This is a genomic window from Pseudarthrobacter sp. rb, from assembly GCF_056389225.1.
Genome location: NZ_JBWJAR010000006.1, coordinates 258,642 through 276,840 on the forward strand (window position 1 = coordinate 258,642; position 18,199 = coordinate 276,840).

Here is an 18,199-nt window from a genome sequence, read left to right on the forward strand (position 1 = left end):
GGGTACGGTGGCGGAGGTTACAGTCGGAGGCGGTGACTGAAACAGACCGGTCCACACGCTGATGCAACGACGCATACCAGGGAGGTCCCCGTCCATGGCGGGAAGATTTGAAATACACCGCACAGGCGACGAGTCATACCGGCTGCGGCTCACCGACTCCGAGGGCAACACCGTTGCGGTTTCGCCAACCTTCAAGTCCCTGACCATGCTCCGTGACGGCATCAAGGCCATGCGCGAGAACGCGGCCACCGGCATCGTGGTGGATTTGCGCCAGCAGGCCTGAAGCCTAGACTCCGATTGGATGCAGCCGGTTCCGGTCCCACGGAACCGACCAGCCGAGCTGGTCGAAGAGGCCACTGAGCACAATGCCGGTGAAGCCCCACACCACCACGCCGTTCACCGTGAACGCGGGGCTGTCGAAGGTCCGCCCTGCCCGATGTACGGTGGCCATCACCCGGTTGTCCGGGTCGAGCAGGTCCCGCACCGGGACGCGGAACACTTGGGCGGATTCACCATAGTCCACCACCCGGATCGGTGAGGGTGCCTGCCACCACCCGAGCACCGGCGTCACCAGGAAGTTGCTGTGCGCCAACCCCAGCTCCTGGAGCGTGCCCAGCACTTCCACTCCGCTGGAATCCAGTCCAGTTTCCTCTTCGGCTTCCCGGAGCGCGGCCGCCACCGGGGTTTCGTCCCTGTCGATGCCGCCGCCGGGAAAGGCCACCTGGCCCGGATGGGAGCCCAGGGTGTGGGCGCGTTCCAGGAGCAGGACGTCGAGGTCGGCCGGCGCAAGTGGCTTGCCGGACGCGGCCGGGACGTCGTCAAGGATGCCAAAGAGCATCAGCACTGCGGCCCTGCGGGCGCGTGCCGCATCGACGGTCAGGGCGGCCCAGCGCGGATCAGGAGGGCCGGCCGTTCCGGATTTGGCCCGCCGGACCAGCCCGGCGAGGTCTTCGCGTGCGCTCACGGGGTCCTCTTCTGGGAAGCCATCCGGATCTCTGCGGCCCGGTGCTGTTCTGCCAGGTACTGCTCCAGCAATGCCTCGCTGCCGGGGGCAAGTTCGTATTTGAGGAGCTTGGCCGCCTTGACGGGGTCGGTCTCGCCCAGCCCGTAGCTGGGGCACCAGTTGGCCACCGGACAGGCGCCGCAGGCGGGTTTCCTGGCGTGGCAGACCCGGCGGCCATGGAAGATCACCCGGTGGGACAGCATGGTCCAGTCCCTGCGCTCGAACAGCTCCGCCACGTCCTGCTCAATCTGGACGGGATCCTCTGACTGCGTCCAGCCGAACCGCTTGGCCAGCCGGGCGAAGTGCGTGTCAACGGAGATGCCCGGAATGCCGAAAGCGTTGGCGAGCACCACGTTGGCTGTTTTGCGGCCCACGCCGGGCAACGTGACCAGTTCCTCCATCCGGCCCGGAACCTCGCCATCAAAGTCGTCCACGAGGCGGGTGCACAGGGCGAGGACGTTCTTCGACTTGGCGCGGAAGAACCCGGTGGGCTTGAGGATGGCCTCGAGCTCCGTGGGGTCCGCCTCGGCCAGGGCCCGGGCATTGGGCCACCGCGCGAACAGCACTTTGGTGACCTGGTTGACCGTCACGTCGGTGGTCTGGGCGGACAGGACGGTGGCCACGAGCAGTTCGAACGGGTTGCGGAAATCCAGTTCCGCATGGGCGTACGGGTACTTCTCGGCCAGGGCCTTGTGGATGCGCCGCGCCCTCCGCTTCAACGCCAGGACGGATTCGGACGAGACCACGGGCATCCCTGCGGCCTGGCCGGTCTTGGTGCGGGCCCCGGCCACCGGCGTCAGCCGCGCTCGATGTTGCTGAGGTCGCGCAGCACGCCCAGCCGTCCATCGGTGTGCTGGACCAGGAATTCGTGGCCGCGGTCCTCAAGTGCCAGCACCCATCCGCCGGGTTCGATCACGAACGCGGGGGCACCGGTGCGGGGGTCGAAGGCGGTGCGGTGCTGGGCAACGGCAAACCAAAAGGCCTCGTGGATCGGCTGCCCGTCCATCTCGTCGTGGCGGCTTGCCGGGTCCACCGTTGCCCCGATGGGCTGGTCGGCGCGGACCTGCTGGTGAACGGCGGTGGCAGCCGGCGGCTCCCACGCCGCCTGGGGGGCGTGAGCTGCGGGGACATCCCCGTACTGGGTCTCCTCCGCAACGGGAGCAGAGGCAGGGCGGACGACGTCGGCTGCCTGGGTGGGCGGGCCGGCGTCGACGGCGGCGGGGGTACGGTCGGAAGCTTCGGGCGCGGTCGACACGGGCGCGGACGCCGCCGGCCCGGCAGCACCGGTCCCGGCACCGGCAGCTGCGGCACCCGCGGATCCTTGGGTGTCGCCGGATCCTGCGGTGGCGGCTCCTGGGGTGGCGGCTGCCGCACTGCCGGTTCCTGCAGTCGCAGCTGCCGGGCTTGCGGCCCCTGCGTTCGAAGCCCCTGCAGGGGCAACGGGTACAGCAGCGGTAGCGGGCGGCTGCGCGGAACGGACTGACTCAGGGCTGTGGCCGGCAGATCCCGGCTGGACGGCGGAGGAGCCGGCACCGGCACCCCCGAAGATGCCGGCGCCCTTGAAGCCGCCCTTTGACTGGTTGGCGCTGCTCTCCGGTTTGGGCGCTTTAGGGGCCCGCGGCTTCCGGGCCGGGACCGCGGCTTCGCGGGCCACGACATGCGCCGGCATCTCGGGCCGGTCCTTGAAGTCACCGGACAGATAGGGCAGGAAACGGCCCAGCACCGTGGCAGCGAACAGGACCAGCGAGCCGATCAGGCCCACCAGCAGTGTGGTCCCGTATCCGGAGGCCACTGACAGGAAGAAAAAGGCGACGGCAAAGGAAGCCACCACTGAGGCGAACTGGTCGATGGAGAGCGAGCCCACCCGGATCCGGGTGGCAGGGGCCAGCCGGCGGGCGGCTAACAAGGCACTGGCGATCAGCGGCAGGATGATTCCCAGTCCCAGGAAGAACAGGTTGTTCAGGTTCCACAGGTTGTACCGGGCACCGAAAAGGGGAAGCAGGGACGCGACGAACAGAATCAACGTACCGGCGAAAACGGCCAGGTCCCGCACAGTGAACGGACCGAGGACCGCATGGTTGGCGTTGGGGTCGATCTTTCCGGAGGCAGCGTTACGCCCTGCAGCCTGTCCCTTGGCGGCGTCGCCGGCGGCCGTCGGGTGTCCTGGTCCCACAGCGGCGGATCCTGAGCCTCCGGACCCCGCCTCGGTGTCCGGGGCCGTTCGCTGGCCGAAGCTCTGCTGGTTCATTCTGCTCTCCTTAGCGTGGCGGCACCGGGCCCGGTCCGGACCCGAAAACCGTGCCGTCTTGACATGCGGACCGCGCCCGTCCAGGCAATGTTTGCACCTGGCCGGAGCGGTCCGAAATGAAGTCACAATTCCATCTCAGCCTAGTCAACAGCCTGGCTGATCACTAGCTGGAGCAGGCCTCCGTGGCCCTGGGAGGAGTAATGAAGACACCATTCACCGCTTAAAAAATGCCGCTCATGGTCGCACGTGTGACGGGGAGCACAGAGGATGCGCGGCAAGCATTAGGCTAGGTTGCGGAACAGCTCTTTGCGGTACGCCCGCCCGGCTGGAGCCCAATGCCGTGCCAAACGGAGGGCCCTGCGGTGCGGGTGTCCCGCGCGGCAAAGATCGATGAATGATGAGGTTCACATGTCCCAGGACACTCCCAGCTCCACGGCCACCGTTCCCTCCGCTTCCGCCCAGCCGGCAGGTCAGCAAGGCCACCAGGGCGATGCCTTTGCGAACCTGCTGCATGAGACCCGGGCCTTCCCGCCTTCCCCGGAATTTGCGGCCGACGCCGTTGTCACCGCCGCCGAGTACGGGGAAGCGGATGCCGACCGGCCGGCGTTCTGGGCCAAGAAGGCCCGGGAACTGCTGACCTGGAGCAAGGACTTCACCCAGGCGCTGGACTGGTCCAATCCGCCCTTCGCCAAGTGGTTTGTGGGCGGTGAACTCAACGCCGCCTATAACGCCCTGGACCGGCACGTCGAGGCCGGCAACGGGGACCGCGTTGCCATCTACTTTGAGGGCGAACCCGGCGACACCCGTACCTACACCTACGCACAGCTGACCGAAGAGGTGAAAAAGGCGGCCAACGCCTTCGAGTCCCTGGGCGTGGCCAAGGGTGACCGCGTGGCCGTGTACCTGCCCATGATCCCGGAGGCCGTCATCACCATGCTGGCCTGTGCGCGGATCGGGGCCATCCACTCCGTGGTGTTCGGCGGCTTCTCCGCCGAAGCCCTGCGTTCCCGCATCGATGATGCGGAGGCCAAGCTGGTGGTCACTGCCGACGGCACCTACCGCCGCGGCAAGCCAAGCCCCCTGAAGCCGGCCGTCGACGACGCGCTGGCGCACAAGGGAGATGGAGACGGCCACACCGTGCAGAACGTGGTGGTGGTCAAGCGCAACGGCCAGGACGTGGACTGGCAGGAAGGCCGAGACCACTGGTGGGCGGACACGGTGGAAGCCGCCTCCGCCGAGCACACCGCCGTGGGCCACGATTCGGAACACCCGCTGTACATCCTCTACACCTCGGGCACCACCGGAAAGCCGAAAGGCATCCTGCACACCACCGGCGGCTACCTCACCCAGACGGCCTACACGCACCGGGCGGTCTTCGACCTCCATCCGGAAACGGACGTCTACTGGTGCACGGCCGACGTCGGCTGGGTCACCGGACACTCCTACGTCGCCTACGCGCCGCTCATCAACGGCGCCACCCAGGTGATGTACGAAGGCACCCCGGACTCCCCGCACCAGGGCCGCTGGTGGGAGATCGTGGAAAAGTACAAGGTCTCCATCCTCTACACCGCGCCCACCGCCATCCGGACCTTCATGAAGTGGGGTTCGGAGATCCCGGCGAAGTACGACCTCTCGTCGCTCCGCGTCCTGGGCTCAGTCGGTGAACCCATCAACCCCGAAGCCTGGATGTGGTACCGGAAGGTCATCGGCGGCGACAAGGCACCCATCGTCGACACCTGGTGGCAGACCGAGACCGGCGCGCAGATGATCGCCCCGCTGCCCGGGGTCACCGCCACGAAGCCCGGCTCCGCCCAGGTCCCGCTGCCCGGGATCGCCGTGGACGTGGTGGACGAAATGGGCGAATCGGTCCCCAACGGCCACGGCGGGTTCCTGGTCATCCGCGAGCCCTGGCCGTCCATGCTGCGCGGCATCTGGGGCGATCCCGAGCGGTTCAAGGACACCTACTGGTCGCGCTTCGAGAACATGTACTTCGCCGGGGACGGGGCCAAGAGGGACGAGGACGGCGACATCTGGCTGCTGGGCCGGGTGGATGACGTCATGAACGTCTCGGGGCACCGGCTCTCCACCACCGAGATCGAGTCCGCCCTGGTGAGCCATCCGGCCGTGGCGGAGGCCGCCGTCGTGGGTGCCACGGACGAAACCACCGGCCAGGCCGTGGTGGCGTTCGTCATCCTGCGCGGCGACGCCGCGAACAACGGTGACGCCACTGTCCAGGAACTGCGCAACCACGTGGGCAAGGAAATCGGGCCCATCGCCAAGCCCAAGAACATCCTGGTGGTGCCCGAACTGCCCAAGACCCGTTCCGGCAAGATCATGCGCCGGCTCCTCAAGGACGTGGCCGAGGGCCGCGATCCGGGCGACGCCACCACGCTCTCGGACCCCACCATCATGCAGCAGATCGCAGCGTCCCTGCGGAAGTAGGCATGGTTTGACGACGGCGCCGCCCGGCCTGGGTGGCGCCGTCGCCGTATGCTGGGAGCAAACCCCGCAACCCTCGATGAAGGAATCCGCTCACATGCTTGCAGCTGCCCGCCACCAGGCCATTGTGGATGCTGTCCAGCGGGAGCGGGTGGTGCGGGTGTCGGACCTGGCCGCGCAGCTGGGTGTGTCGCTGATGACGGTGCGGCGGGACATTGAGCAGCTTGAAGAGGGCGGGAAACTGGAGCGCATCCACGGCGGGGCGAAACTTCCCGGGGATGCCAGTGCCCATGAGCCCGGTTTCGAGCTGAAATCCACACAGCTGACGGCGGAGAAGCGTGCCATTGCCGTGGCCGCTGCGGGGCTGGTGCAGGAAGGCATGGCGGTCGGCTTGAGCGCAGGCACCACCACGTGGGCGCTGGCCCGGGAATTAACCGGCGGCCCGCGCATCACCGTGGTGACCAATTCGATGCGGATTGCCGATCTCTTCCACCCCGGCGGGTCCACCGTGATCCTGATAGGCGGCGAACGCACGCCGTCGGACGCCCTGGTTGGCCCGATCGCCACCGGAGCCCTCAAGCAACTGCACCTGGACGTCCTGTTCCTGGGCGTCCACGGAATGGATGCAGACGCCGGGTTCACCACTCCAAACCTGCTCGAAGCCGAGACGGACCGTGCGTTCGTGGCAGCCGCACGGAAGACCGTGGTCCTTGCCGACCACACCAAGTGGGGCATGTTGGGCATCAGCTCCATCGCAGCACTCGATGACGTGGATGAGGTCATCAGTGATGCCGGGCTCAGCGCCGAGGCCCAGCGCGTCCTTGGCGAACGCGCCAAGCTGCGCGTAGTGCCCGTGTAAGCGCGGTCAGGCTGACCCGCGCCACATGATGGTGGTCTCGAGGACCCGCGGCGTACCCGGAAGCCCCTGAAGCTGCGCCAGGACGAGTTCAGCGGCGGTGCTCCCCAAAAGGTCAGCCGGCTGGCGGACGGTGGACAGCTGGGGCCTGCAGCGAAGGGCCCAGCTGCTGTCGTCGAAACCCACAATTCCCACATCCTCCGGGACCCGACGGCCGGCCTCCTGCAATGCCGTCATGGCCCCGGCCGCCACAGCATCCGAGGCCGCGAAAACTCCGTCCAGGTGGGGAGCGCGCCGGAGCAGTTCCTGCATTCCCTCCAGCCCGGCAGCGTAGGTGTACAAGGGGTACTCCACCACCAGGTTCGGGTCAAAGCGGTCGCCCATCGCGGCCCGGAAGCCGGCAAGCCGGTCCTTTCCCGAGTCGCGGTCCAAGGCACTGGCGATCATGCCTACCTGTTCCCGCCCTGTTTCCAGCAGCCTTTTGGTGATGCTGCGGGCGGCCTCAACATTGTCAATGGCGGCATACGGCAGCGCGGGGGTCCCTTCCGGGTGGCCTACAAAGGCCGCGGGCAAGCCAATGTCCGCTATGGCTGCCGCGATGGGGTCGGAGGCGCGCGCTGAGATGATGACGGCGCCGTCAACCAGGCCGCCCCGGAGGTAGTCCGCCACCCTGCGGCTGTCGCGGTCCGAATCAATGATCAGCGAAACCAGTTGGTAGTCAGCCTTCGACAGCACCTCGTTGGCGCCCAGCAGGATGGAGCCAATATTGGGGTCTTCGAACAACAGCGAGTGGGGTTCGTGAATGATCAGCCCGATGGCCCGGGATTCCTGGGTGACCAGGTTGCGGGCAGCGTTGTTGCGGACGTATCCCACCCGGGCGATGGCTTCTTCCACGGCTTGCTTGGCCTCGTCGGAGACGTATTTTTCCCCGTTCATGACGCGTGAAACGGTCCCCCTGGAAAGCCCGGCAGCGTCCGCGACATCGTTGATGGTGGCGCGGCGGGCACGGGTGCGTGTCAGCGACATATTTGTACTGTAGCGGAGTCTGGACGGGGTACGTCTTCCCGCAGGCATTGACACGGCCCTCACCGCCACCGTACTCTGTGAACGTTCCCAGATGATCTGCATCACCATCTCGACGCGTCTCTGGGAACGTTCACAGAGATCGTTGAGACAACAGCGTCCAAGAGTAGGGGCTTCCCCGTCTTGCACGTTGCCGCAAGCCGAAGGAGCAGGGTTGAGCCCCACCAAAACGTCAGTTGCCGAGCTTTCCGGGAACGGACAGCTCGTTTACGGCTGCGACTACAACCCGGAGCAGTGGGATCCCGCCGTCTGGCAGGAAGACGTCCGGCTCATGAAAGAGGCGGGGGTCAATCTCGTCGCGGTCAACATTTTTGGCTGGGCCGAACTGGAGTCCTCCCCGGGGACCTACTCCTTTGAACGTCTTGACCAGGTGTTGGATTTGCTGCACGCCAACGGTATCGGGGCAAACCTCGGCACCGGGACCTCATCCACCCCTGCATGGCTGACAACCCTGCATCCGGAAATCCTCCCGGAGTCCGCAGCAGGGGTCCGGGCATGGCCGGGCGGCCGTCAGGCATGGTGCCCGAGTTCCCCGCGCTACCGGGAGTATGCCCTTCGGCTGGTGGACGAAGTAGCACGACGGTACGGCACGCACCCTGGAGTGCGGCTGTGGCATGTTTCAAACGAGCTGGGATGCCACAACGCCCTCTGCTACTGCGATGTCTCCGCCGCCGCTTTCCGCACCTGGCTTGCCGCGCGTTACGGCACCCTGGAGGCACTCAACAGCGCCTGGGGCACCACGTTCTGGTCCCAGCGCTACTCGGCCTGGGAGCAAATCCTGCCCCCGCGAATCACGGTCTCCACCAACAACCCCACCCAGCTGCTCGACTTCCACCGCTTCAGCTCCGACGAACTGCTTGGCTACTACCGGGCGGAGGCGGACGTGCTGAGGAAGAACAGCAGCATCCCGGTCTCCACCAACTTCATGGTTGCCGCGCACATCCGCAACCAGGACTACTGGGCGTGGGCGCCCCACATGGACATCATCGCCAACGACCATTACCTCGACCACCGGCTCGAGGACCCCACGGTGGAGCTCGCCTTCGCCGCAGACGCCACCCGCGGACTTGCCCAGGGCCAGCCCTGGCTGTTGATGGAACATTCAACCTCTGCTGTGAACTGGCAGCCCCGCAACATCGCCAAGGCCCCCGGCCAAATGCTCCGCAACTCGCTCACCCACCTGGCGCGCGGAGCGGACGGACTCTGCTTCTTCCAATGGCGGGCCTCCGTCCAGGGCAGCGAGAAATTCCATTCGGCCATGCTCCCCCACGCCGGAACAGACTCGCGGGTCTGGCGGGAAGTCAAAGAGCTCGGCCACATCCTCGAAAGGCTCGCCGGGGTGGCCGACACCACGGTGAAGGCCGAAGCTGCAATGGTGTTCAGCTGGGAAGCGTGGTGGGCCTACGACCAGGAGTCGCACCCTTCTTCGGACGTACGCTACCTGGACCAGGTGCACTCCCTCTACAAAGCGCTCTGGGAAAACGGCATCACGGTGGACATCGTGGCCCCCGGCTCCGATCTCTCAGGCTACAAGCTGGCACTGGTTCCCGGGCTCTACCTCGTCCGGGAACAGGAATCGGCGGCCCTGGCAGACTTCGTCAACAACGGAGGCCACGCTGTGGTCACCTACTTCAGCGGCATTGTCGACGAAAACGACACAGTACTGACGGGCGGCTACCCGGGCGCGTTCCGGGACCTCCTCGGCGTCCGCTCGGAGGAATTCCTGCCCATGCCGCCCGGACAGCTCCTGCCGCTGGATACCGGAGCCACGGCCGCCCTGTGGGCCGAGGCCCTGCGCCTGGAGGGCGCGGAAGCAAAAGCATCCTTCACCGAGGGCCACCTCGCCGGCACCCCGGCAGTGACCCGCAACCGGTACGGCGCCGGGAACGCCTGGTACATCGGCACAGTGCTCGACTCCCAAGCCCTCCGCGAGGTTGTGGCCGGAGCCGCCGCCGAAGCCGGTGTCGCTGTGCAGGCAACCGCGGCAGGCCTGGAAGTCATTGCCAGGTCAGACGCGGAACACACGTACACCTTCCTTATCAACCACTCGGACGATGAGCACAAATACCCCGCACACGGATACGAACTGATCGCGGGGGAAGAAGTCTCCACCGCCGTCGTCATTCCTGCCGGCACCGTACGCGTCGTCCGCAGCAACAGCTCAGCACCCCCAACCACTGGCCGCATCACCGGCCTTAAGGATGATGAAAGTGACTAGACACCAAACTGCTCCGGCAATGGCCGCGGGGGCACCGCCAGCCCGGAAACCCAGGACATCGGCCGCCCAGCGCCGCGCCGTCCTCCTGTTCGTTGCGCCGTTCGGCCTGCTCTTCCTGGCCTTCTATGCGGTGCCGATCGTCTTCGCCGTGGTGCAATCCCTCCTCACAGTGGAACGCAAGGGCACCTTCGGTCCTCCCCAACAGGTCTTCGGCGGACTCGTCCAATACCAGCAGGTGTTCCAGAACACTGAATTCTGGGAATCCGTGGGCCGCGTCCTGCTCTTCGGAGTGGTCCAGGTGCCCATCATGCTGGGTCTTGCCCTCCTGTTTGCCTTGCTGCTCGATTCACCCCTGCTGAAGGGCAAGAAGTTCTTCCGGCTGGCGTTTTTCGCCCCCTACGCAGTACCGGGCGTTATCGCCGCGATCATGTGGGGCTTCCTCTACTCGCCCTCGCTTTCCCCCTTTGGCGCCGTTACGTCACAGGTGAACTTCCTCTCGGCAGACCTGGTCCTCTGGGCCATCGCAAACATCGTGACCTGGGTCTACGTCGGCTACAACATGCTGATCATCTACTCGTCGCTGCTGGCCATCCCCACGGAGATCTACGAGGCAGCAAAACTGGACGGCGCAAGCAACCTGCAGATCGCCTGGCGGATCAAGATACCGCTCGTAGTCCCGGCCATCATCCTTACCGGAGTGTTTTCCATCATCGGAACCCTCCAGCTCCTTGCCGAGCCGCAGACCCTTCGCAGCTTCAGTTCCGCCATCAGCAGCACGTTCACTCCGAACCTCGCCGTCTACACAACAGCGTCGGTGCCGAACTACAGCCTGGCAGCAGCGTTCTCCGTGGTGCTGGCGCTGGCCACATTCGTTCTTTCCTTCGTCTTCCTCAAGGCGACCCAGCGGAAGGTTTCCCAGTGAGCGCAGCAACAGCCGTGACCACAACCAAGAAGACGGCCCCCGTATCCGGCAGCCCCCGGGGCCCACGGCACAGCATCATGTCCCGCGGTGCGGCGATGCTCATCATGGGTGTCTTCACGCTCTACTTCCTGACCCCCATCTGGTGGCTGCTGGTCTCCTCTTCGAAAACGGGAGGTGACATCACCGGAACGGCGCCGCTCTGGTTCACCGCGGACTCCATCTCCACGTTCTTTGCCAACCTTGGCAACCTCTTCACCTACAGCGACGGGGTCTTTGGCCGGTGGCTTTTGAACAGTGCGCTCTACGCCGGCCTCGGCGCCCTGCTGGGTACCGTCATCGCCGCCATGTGCGGCTATGCCTTGGCCAAGTACGAATTCCGCGGCCGGGAAGCCATCTTCAATGTCGTACTCAGCGGCGTGCTGGTTCCCGCCACAGCCCTGGCCCTCCCCCTGTTCCTGATCTTCAGCCAGGTGAAACTGACCAACACCCTCTGGGCCGTCTTCCTGCCCAGCCTCGTCAGCCCGTTCGGCGTCTATCTCGCGCGGATCTATGCCGCTGCCAGTGTTCCCACGGAACTGCTGGAGGCTGCACGCCTCGACGGTTCCTCGGAAGCCAGGACGTTCTTTACCGTGTCCACCCGCCTGATGGCGCCCGCCCTGGTCACCATCTTCCTGTTCCAGTTCGTCGCCATCTGGAACAACTTCTTCCTGCCCCTGATCATGCTGCGGGACCAGGCCCTGTTCCCGGTCACGCTGGGACTCTACGCATGGAACAGCCAAATCAGCCAGATTCCGGAGCTGCGGGTCCTGGTCATCGTCGGCGCCCTGGTGTCGATCCTTCCGCTCATCGCGACGTTCCTGGCGCTGCAGCGCTTCTGGAGCAGCGGCCTGGGCGCCGGAAGCGTCAAATAACCCCTGTAGATTCTCCCCACTACACGTCCCGCGGCGCCCCGCCCCGGTACACCCCACCCCACTAATAAGGAATAGAAATGCGCGTGCGTTACGGAAAAGCCACTGCCGCCTTTGCCATAGTCTCGGCGCTGTCCCTTGCGGGCTGCTCCAGCGGCGGAAGCACCTCCGCGTCCCAGGACACGTCCTGCAAGCCCTCCTCCGGACCGGTCGAACTGTCATTCACCACCTGGGTACCCGGCATGGACAAGGTGGTGGACCTCTGGAACAAGGACCACCCGGACATCAAGGTAAAGGTCCAGACAGGCCCCAACGGCAACTCGGGCACATACCAGAACTTCTTCAACCAACTGCAGGCCGGCAACGCCCCGGACCTGGGCCAGATCGAATACGATGCGCTGCCCAACTTCCGGGTCCAGGACGGGCTGGAGAACATCGCGGCCTGTGAGGGAGTCGCAGGCGCAAAGGACAAGTTCGTCGACTGGACCTGGGGCCAGGTCACGTTCGGGGAGGACAAGGCCGTCTACGCGATCCCGCAGGACAGCGGTCCGATGGCGATGTTCTACCGGGCCGACCTCTTCAAGGAGGCGGGCATCAAGGTCCCCACCACATGGGACGAATACGCTGCAGCAGCTGAGCAGATCAAGGCCCGCGGCTCCTACATCACCAACTTCCCCCGCAGCGACGTCAACTGGTTCGCCGGCAATGTGTGGCAGGCAGGCGGGCAGTGGTTCTCCAACGCCAACGACAAGTGGGAGGTCAACCTGACCGGCAAGGAGTCCGAGAAGGTGGCCAACTACTGGCAGAAGCTCCTGGAGAAGGGCGAAGTATCCACCCTGCCCTCCTTCTCCGACGAGTGGAATGCCTCCTTCAACAAGGGCCAGCAGTGGACCTGGGTTTCTGCCGTATGGGGTGCCTCAACCCTGCAGAGCGGAGCGCCGGATACGGCCGGGAAGTGGGCGGTTGCCCCCATGCCGCAGTGGGAAGCCGGCGGAAAGGCCGCAGGCAACTGGGGAGGTTCCTCCACCGCAGTCCTGAAGGGCTCAAAGCACCCCTATGAAGCCTCCAAGGTCGCCCTGTGGTTGAACACCGATCCTGAAGCGCTGGCGCTGGCCAATAAGCTCGGCGGCCTCTACCCCGCCGCGAAGTCTGCCAAGGAACTCGGCGCCTTCTCCGGCGGCGTGGACTACTTCGGCGGCCAGAAGATCTACGACGTCTTCGCCGAAGCGTCCTCCAACGTGAACCCCAACTTCACCTGGGGGCCCACCATGACCAAGACGTACACTGACGTTTCCGACGGTTTCGGCAAGGCAACGGGCGGCAACGGTACCCTTCTGGATGCCCTCAAGAACGGTCAGGCGAAAACCATCGAAGCCCTGAAGTCGCAGTCCATCCCCGTCAAGGAGTAACTGCAAGGCTCTCCATGAGGGAAGATTCCCTCACAGTAAAGGTCACCATCCCCGCCGCCGGCGGGGATGGTGGCCTTGTTCCGGTAAACCGCCGGCACATTCGACATCCCAGTAGGAGAAGTGATGGACCCCCTGTACCTCCGTTCCGCCGGCACCAGCCTGCTGGTCATCTTCGACAGCGGGGAGGCCGAGGTCATCCACTGGGGCGCCGACCTGGGAGCACACGTGCCGGACCTCGGCATCCTGGGCGCTCCCGTGGGGCATTCCTCCATTGACGCCCACGTCCCCGCCGGCCTCCTCCCTTCGGCCGCTTCCGCCTGGCGGGGCCGGCCGGCCCTGCGCGGCCATCGGATCACCGCCGACGCCGCCGGCTTCGATTTCTCGTCCCGCCTCCGCGTTACGTCCGTGAACACTGAGGGTGCCGCCGCCACCATCGTCCAGGCCGACGCCGACGCCGGGCTCAGCGTCTCGTCCTCCCTTAAGCTTCACGACGGCGGCCTGCTGGAACTGCGCCACACCGTCACCAATGATGGAACCACCCCGTTCCAGGTGGACGAGCTGGCCACCGTCCTCCCGGTGGCACCGGACGCCGTCGAGCTCCTGGACCTGACCGGGCGCTGGTGCCGGGAACGCCACCCGCAGCGGCACCGGATCCAGCAAGGCACCTGGGTCCGGACCGGGCGGCACGGCCGCACCGGCCACGATTCCTCCCTGCTGTTCGCCGCCGGCACCCAGGGCTTCGGCAACCGGCATGGCAAAGTCTGGGCGACGCACCTGGCCTGGAGCGGCAACCACGAACAGTTCGCGGACACCATCGGCGACGGCCGGACCATGATCGGCGGCTCGGAACTGCTGGGCCCGTCGGAAGCCACCCTGGAACCGGGTGGCAGCTACACCACCCCGACACTGTTCGCCGCCTACTCGGACCGCGGCCTGGACGGCATCACCGAAGCCTTCTACAGCTGGTTCCGTTCCCGCCCCCACCACGTGCTGCCCGCCGCGTCCACCGGCCTGCCCGCAGGCAAACCGCGCCCCGTGGTGCTCAACACGTGGGAGGCCGTGTACTTCGACCACAACCTGGACACGCTGATTGAACTGGCGGAGTCCGCGGCCGACCTCGGCGTGGAGCGTTTCGTGCTTGATGACGGCTGGTTCCGTGGCCGCCGTGACGACCACGCCGGCCTGGGAGACTGGTATGTCGACGGGACCGTCTGGCCGGACGGGCTGGCCCCGCTGATCAACGCGGTCACCTCGCGTGGCATGGAGTTCGGGCTGTGGGTCGAGCCGGAAATGGTGAACCTGGACTCGGACGTCGCCAGGGCGCACCCGGACTGGATCGTGGGCCCCTCCCCCGCCGCGCACAGGGACGGCGGCCGGCTGCCCCTGGAGTGGCGCAACCAGCACGTCATCGACCTGGTGAACCCGGAGGCGTGGCAGTACGTCTTCGACCGGATCGATGCGCTCCTGGCCGGGAACAACATCAGCTACCTGAAGTGGGACCAGAACCGTGACCTGGCCGAACACGGCCACGCCGGCCGGCCGTCGGTCCACGCACAGACCCTGGCCGCGTACCGGTTGTTTGACGAACTCCGGAAGGCCCACCCCGGCGTCGAAATTGAGAGCTGCTCTTCCGGCGGCGGACGTGTCGACCTGGGCATCCTGGAGCGGACGGACCGCGTCTGGGCTTCCGACTGCAACGACGCGCTGGAGCGGCAGACCATCCAGCGCTGGACCGGTGCGGTGGTTCCGCCCGAACTGGTGGGCAGCCACATCGGCCCCACCACCTCGCACACCACGGCCCGCACCCACGACCTGTCCTTCCGGGCCATCACGGCACTGTTCGGACATTTCGGCATGGAATGGGACATCCGGGGCGTCCAGGGCAAGGATCGCGAAGAGCTGCGGCGCATCGTGGGGCTGTACAAGGAGCACCGGGACCTGATCCACAGCGGCCGCCGGGTCCACGCCGACCTCGCCGACGACGCATTGCTCCTGCACGGCGTGGCGGCCGGCCCTGCCGGGGACGGCATTGAAGTGCAGAAAGGAACGACGGCGGCGCTGTTCGCCCTGGTCAGCACGCGCACCTCGGCCGCCGAGGCCCCCGGCAGGATCGGCATCCCGGGGCTCGACGCCGGCCGCAGCTACCGGGTGGAAGTGCTCTTCCCCACCCAGGATGACGCCGACTACGCCCACACGTACACGCAGGCGGAGCCGCCGGCCTGGGTGGCCGGCGGCGCAGAAGCCAGCGGCAGGTTCCTGGCAGAAGTGGGGCTGCCCATGCCCATCCTCAACCCGGAGCACGCAGTACTGCTGAAGGTCACGGCGCTCCAGCCGGTTCCCGCCGCGCATTCTTCGTAAGAATGCGCGGCGGGGAGGGCCAACCGATAGATTTGCAAGCATGACTGAAGCCTCCTCCACTGTCGAAGCCGGCCGCGGCACCATCCTCGTCATCAATGGCCCCAATCTGAACATGCTGGGTACGCGGGAGCCGGAAAAGTACGGCACCTCCACCCTTGCCGACGTCGAACAGCTGGCTGCGGCCGCCGGGAAGAACCACGGATTCGCCGTGGAGTGCGTCCAGTCCAACCATGAAGGCGTCCTGCTGGACGCCATCCACGCAGCCCGGGGCGCCGCCGTGGGAATCGTCCTCAACGCGGGCGCCTTCACGCACACCTCCGTGGCACTTCGGGACGCCCTGGCAGCCGTGCAGCTTCCCGCCGTCGAGGTTCACATCACCAACGTGCACCAGCGGGAGGAATTCCGGCACCACTCCTACCTGTCGCCGGTCTGCGCGGCAGTAATCGTGGGCGCTGGAGTATTCGGCTACAAGCTCGCCATCGACTACCTGGCCGAGGTCCTGTAGCCGGAGCGACGCGGTGCCCTCACGTCTGGATGCAGTGCCCTATTTTTGGATGCACTGCCCGGAGGAGACGGGCGAGGACAGCGACGTCGCCTGCTCCGCGACGGGGTCCAGGTCATTCATGGTGATGGCGAACCCCACCTCGGCGTCCGAGGTTGCCTTGGCGAAGATTACGCCTGCCACCTGGCCGTCGGTGGTGAGCAGCGGGCCGCCGGAATTGCCCGGCTGGACGTCCCCGGCAAGGCGGTAGATGTCCTCCGGCGCGGGATTGTTGCCGTAGATGTCCGGGACCAGGACGGTGGCGATGTCCTGGACGGTGGCGGGCTTGGACTGGAACGGGCCGCCGTGCGGGTACCCGGCGAACGCAGCCTGGCTGCCCCCGGGCAGGTCGCGGCTCAGTTGCAGCGGCTGGGACGGCAGGTTGTCCACGGCCAGGACTGCAAGGTCGCGCCGGGTATCGAAGTAGACCACCCGTCCGGGCATAGCGCCGCCGTCGGGCATTTCCACCACCGGCTGCGACACACCCGCAACCACGTGCGCGTTGGTTACCACGCGGTCTTCCGAGACCACGAAGCCACTGCCGGTCTGGTTCTGGCCGCATTCATAGGCCGTGCCCGCGATCCTCAGGACGGACTGGGCAGCCCTGTTGAGTGCGGGTGTATTGGTGCTGGTGTTGGGCACCTGGACGGCCTGGCCCTGGTCCAGCCCTTCGAGCAGCGTCGGGATGCCGTTGCCGATCACCGTGGACCGCAGCTCCGCCATGGTGGCCTTGACCGGGGTAGGCGTCAGCCCGTCGATGAAGCGGATCACCTTGGATTCAGCCAGCTGCTGGGACACCACGGGCACGCCGAGGGAGCTGACGCTGAATGCCAGCATGGACATCACCAGGGCGGAGACTACAAGGTTCAGCGCCCCGCCCACCAGCCGGTCCACCGCCCGGAGCGGCCTGATCCGCACCACGCCGCGGAGTTGGCGCCCCACCATGGTTCCCAGGCCGTGCCCCAGTGCCATCAGGACGACGGCGGCAGCGATGATGGCGGTGAGCCTCCACCCGGAGTCCTCAACGAAGGTGCTGACCAGCGGGACGGCAAAGAAAGCGGCGATGGCACCGGCGGCAAAGCCTGCGAGGCCACCGACAGTGACCAGGAACCCATTGCGGAGGCCGTAGACGAGGTATGACAGCAACGCCAGGATCAGGACAACGTCCAGGACAGTCAGGCCGACCACAAAGGCTCCTTATTTACAGTTGAACCCCCATTCTAGTGGCGGACGCTGACAATCTTCTGTGGGGTGCAGCGGCCTCCGGCGGACCGTCAGCGGGCCGCCTGCGGGCGTTTCCCATGCCAAGTTCGTCACAGAACCTTGAAAATTCTGAAACAATGGCAAAAGCGCCCACAGCCGATACTTTTACTCAGGAGATTTCATGGACATCGAGGTACTGCGCCGAGCACCCCTTTTCGCCACGCTCGACGACGACGCATTCCGGCTGCTGACGGACGAACTCACCGAGGTGGACCTTTCCCGCGGCGCATCAGTGTTCCGTGAAGGTGACCAGGGTGACCAGCTGTACTTCATCGTCTCCGGCAAGGTGAAGCTCGGCCGCACGTCCCCGGACGGCCGCGAGTCGCTCTTGGCCATCCTCGGCCCCGGCGAGCTCTTCGGCGAGATGGCACTGTTTGATCCCAGCCCCCGCACCGCCACAGCCACCGCGGTGTCCGAAACCCGGCTGGCCGGGCTCAAGAACGAGAGCCTGAACGCCCTGCTGCGCACCCGCCCCGAGGTCTCGGCCCAGCTGCTGCAGGCCCTGGCCCGCCGCCTGCGCCGCACCAACGACTCCCTCTCGGACCTCGTCTTCTCGGACGTCCCGGGCCGCGTGGCCAAGGCCCTGCTGGACCTTGCCGACCGCTTCGGCCGGCCGGCCACCGACGGCGTCCTGGTGGCGCACGAGCTCACGCAGGAAGAACTGGCGCAGCTGGTGGGCGCCTCCCGCGAAACCGTCAACAAGGCCCTGGCCGAGTTTGTCCAGCGTGGCTGGCTCCGGCTCGAGGCCCGCGCCGTGGTGATCCTGGACATGCAGCGCCTCCGCCAGCGCTCCCGCTAGGACCATACAGAAAAGGCCGCCCCACTGAACTGGTCCCCGAAAGTTGGACTCGCAAATGCGATGTATCCACTTTAGCGGCCAGCTATCGGCTGTTCGCAGAAGTCCCCGTCCCAAGTGGGACGGGGACTTCTGCGTGTTTGAACCACCTGCCA

General features: G+C 66.3%; 15 protein-coding genes. 10 read left to right on the forward strand and 5 right to left on the reverse strand.

The window, feature by feature from the left end; all coding sequences use genetic code 11:
* The first annotated feature begins 94 nt into the window (after positions 1 to 94).
* Positions 95 to 283 (forward strand): YegP family protein, encoded by a 189-nt coding sequence (locus ACWRN3_RS10845; protein WP_159630724.1) that lies wholly within the window; start codon positions 95 to 97, stop codon positions 281 to 283.
* Between the two features lie 3 nt (positions 284 to 286).
* Here the strand turns inward: ACWRN3_RS10845 and ACWRN3_RS10850 are convergent, their stop codons facing one another.
* The 3 genes from ACWRN3_RS10850 to ACWRN3_RS10860 are packed head-to-tail and all read right to left on the reverse strand — an operon-like array spanning position 287 to position 3,251.
* The gene (locus tag ACWRN3_RS10850; protein ID WP_476740646.1) at positions 287 to 964 is read right to left on the reverse strand and encodes an NUDIX hydrolase; all 678 of its coding nucleotides are present in this window, start codon (positions 962 to 964) and stop codon (positions 287 to 289) included.
* Positions 961 to 1,755, reverse strand: coding sequence for an endonuclease III (gene nth / locus ACWRN3_RS10855; RefSeq protein ID WP_476740660.1), 795 nt, complete (start codon positions 1,753 to 1,755; stop codon positions 961 to 963). Before nth ends, ACWRN3_RS10850 begins: the two co-directional genes overlap by 4 nt.
* A gap of 44 nt (positions 1,756 to 1,799) precedes the next feature.
* Positions 1,800 to 3,251 carry a hypothetical protein gene (locus ACWRN3_RS10860; protein ID WP_476740647.1) on the reverse strand — a complete coding sequence of 484 codons (1,452 nt, stop codon included), beginning with the start codon at positions 3,249 to 3,251 and terminating at the stop codon, positions 1,800 to 1,802.
* Positions 3,252 to 3,659: 408 nt separating this feature from the next.
* Here ACWRN3_RS10860 and acs point away from each other — a divergent pair, with 408 nt between their 5' ends.
* Both acs and ACWRN3_RS10870 read left to right on the forward strand, forming a co-directional pair.
* Positions 3,660 to 5,693 carry an acetate--CoA ligase gene (gene acs, locus ACWRN3_RS10865; RefSeq protein WP_476740648.1) on the forward strand — a complete coding sequence of 678 codons (2,034 nt, stop codon included), beginning with the start codon at positions 3,660 to 3,662 and terminating at the stop codon, positions 5,691 to 5,693.
* 94 nt (positions 5,694 to 5,787) lie between these two features.
* Positions 5,788 to 6,549: a DeoR/GlpR family DNA-binding transcription regulator gene (locus ACWRN3_RS10870; protein WP_476740649.1), complete on the forward strand. Its 762-nt coding sequence runs from the start codon at positions 5,788 to 5,790 to the stop codon at positions 6,547 to 6,549.
* A 6-nt stretch (positions 6,550 to 6,555) separates the two neighbouring features.
* Here the strand turns inward: ACWRN3_RS10870 and ACWRN3_RS10875 are convergent, their stop codons facing one another.
* Entirely contained in the window at positions 6,556 to 7,572 is a 1,017-nt protein-coding gene (locus ACWRN3_RS10875; protein ID WP_159630714.1) for a LacI family DNA-binding transcriptional regulator, read from the reverse strand.
* A 211-nt stretch (positions 7,573 to 7,783) separates the two neighbouring features.
* On the opposite strand from ACWRN3_RS10875, the gene ACWRN3_RS10880 reads away from it, so the two are divergent.
* The 6 genes from ACWRN3_RS10880 (at position 7,784) to aroQ (ending at position 15,949) form a co-directional block, all read left to right on the forward strand.
* Positions 7,784 to 9,847, forward strand: coding sequence for a beta-galactosidase (locus tag ACWRN3_RS10880; protein ID WP_476740650.1), 2,064 nt, complete (start codon positions 7,784 to 7,786; stop codon positions 9,845 to 9,847).
* Entirely contained in the window at positions 9,834 to 10,769 is a 936-nt protein-coding gene (locus ACWRN3_RS10885; RefSeq protein WP_159630710.1) for a carbohydrate ABC transporter permease, read from the forward strand. Before ACWRN3_RS10880 ends, ACWRN3_RS10885 begins: the two co-directional genes overlap by 14 nt.
* 77 nt (positions 10,770 to 10,846) lie before the next feature.
* Entirely contained in the window at positions 10,847 to 11,680 is an 834-nt protein-coding gene (locus ACWRN3_RS10890; protein ID WP_255175659.1) for a carbohydrate ABC transporter permease, read from the forward strand.
* A gap of 77 nt (positions 11,681 to 11,757) precedes the next feature.
* A complete protein-coding gene (locus tag ACWRN3_RS10895; protein WP_476740651.1) occupies positions 11,758 to 13,086 on the forward strand; it encodes an ABC transporter substrate-binding protein in 1,329 nt (442 codons plus the stop codon).
* Between the two features lie 123 nt (positions 13,087 to 13,209).
* Positions 13,210 to 15,444 (forward strand): alpha-galactosidase, encoded by a 2,235-nt coding sequence (locus ACWRN3_RS10900; protein ID WP_476740652.1) that lies wholly within the window; start codon positions 13,210 to 13,212, stop codon positions 15,442 to 15,444.
* 40 nt (positions 15,445 to 15,484) lie between these two features.
* Positions 15,485 to 15,949 (forward strand): type II 3-dehydroquinate dehydratase, encoded by a 465-nt coding sequence (gene aroQ, locus ACWRN3_RS10905; protein ID WP_159630704.1) that lies wholly within the window; start codon positions 15,485 to 15,487, stop codon positions 15,947 to 15,949.
* 39 nt (positions 15,950 to 15,988) lie between these two features.
* On the opposite strand, the gene ACWRN3_RS10910 is transcribed toward aroQ, so the two are convergent.
* On the reverse strand, positions 15,989 to 17,173 hold the full coding sequence (locus tag ACWRN3_RS10910) for a MarP family serine protease (RefSeq protein WP_255173262.1): 1,185 nt from the start codon (positions 17,171 to 17,173) through the stop codon (positions 15,989 to 15,991).
* A gap of 196 nt (positions 17,174 to 17,369) precedes the next feature.
* On the opposite strand from ACWRN3_RS10910, the gene ACWRN3_RS10915 reads away from it, so the two are divergent.
* A complete protein-coding gene (locus ACWRN3_RS10915) occupies positions 17,370 to 18,047 on the forward strand; it encodes a Crp/Fnr family transcriptional regulator (RefSeq protein ID WP_011775987.1) in 678 nt (225 codons plus the stop codon).
* The last annotated feature ends 152 nt before the right edge of the window (positions 18,048 to 18,199 follow it).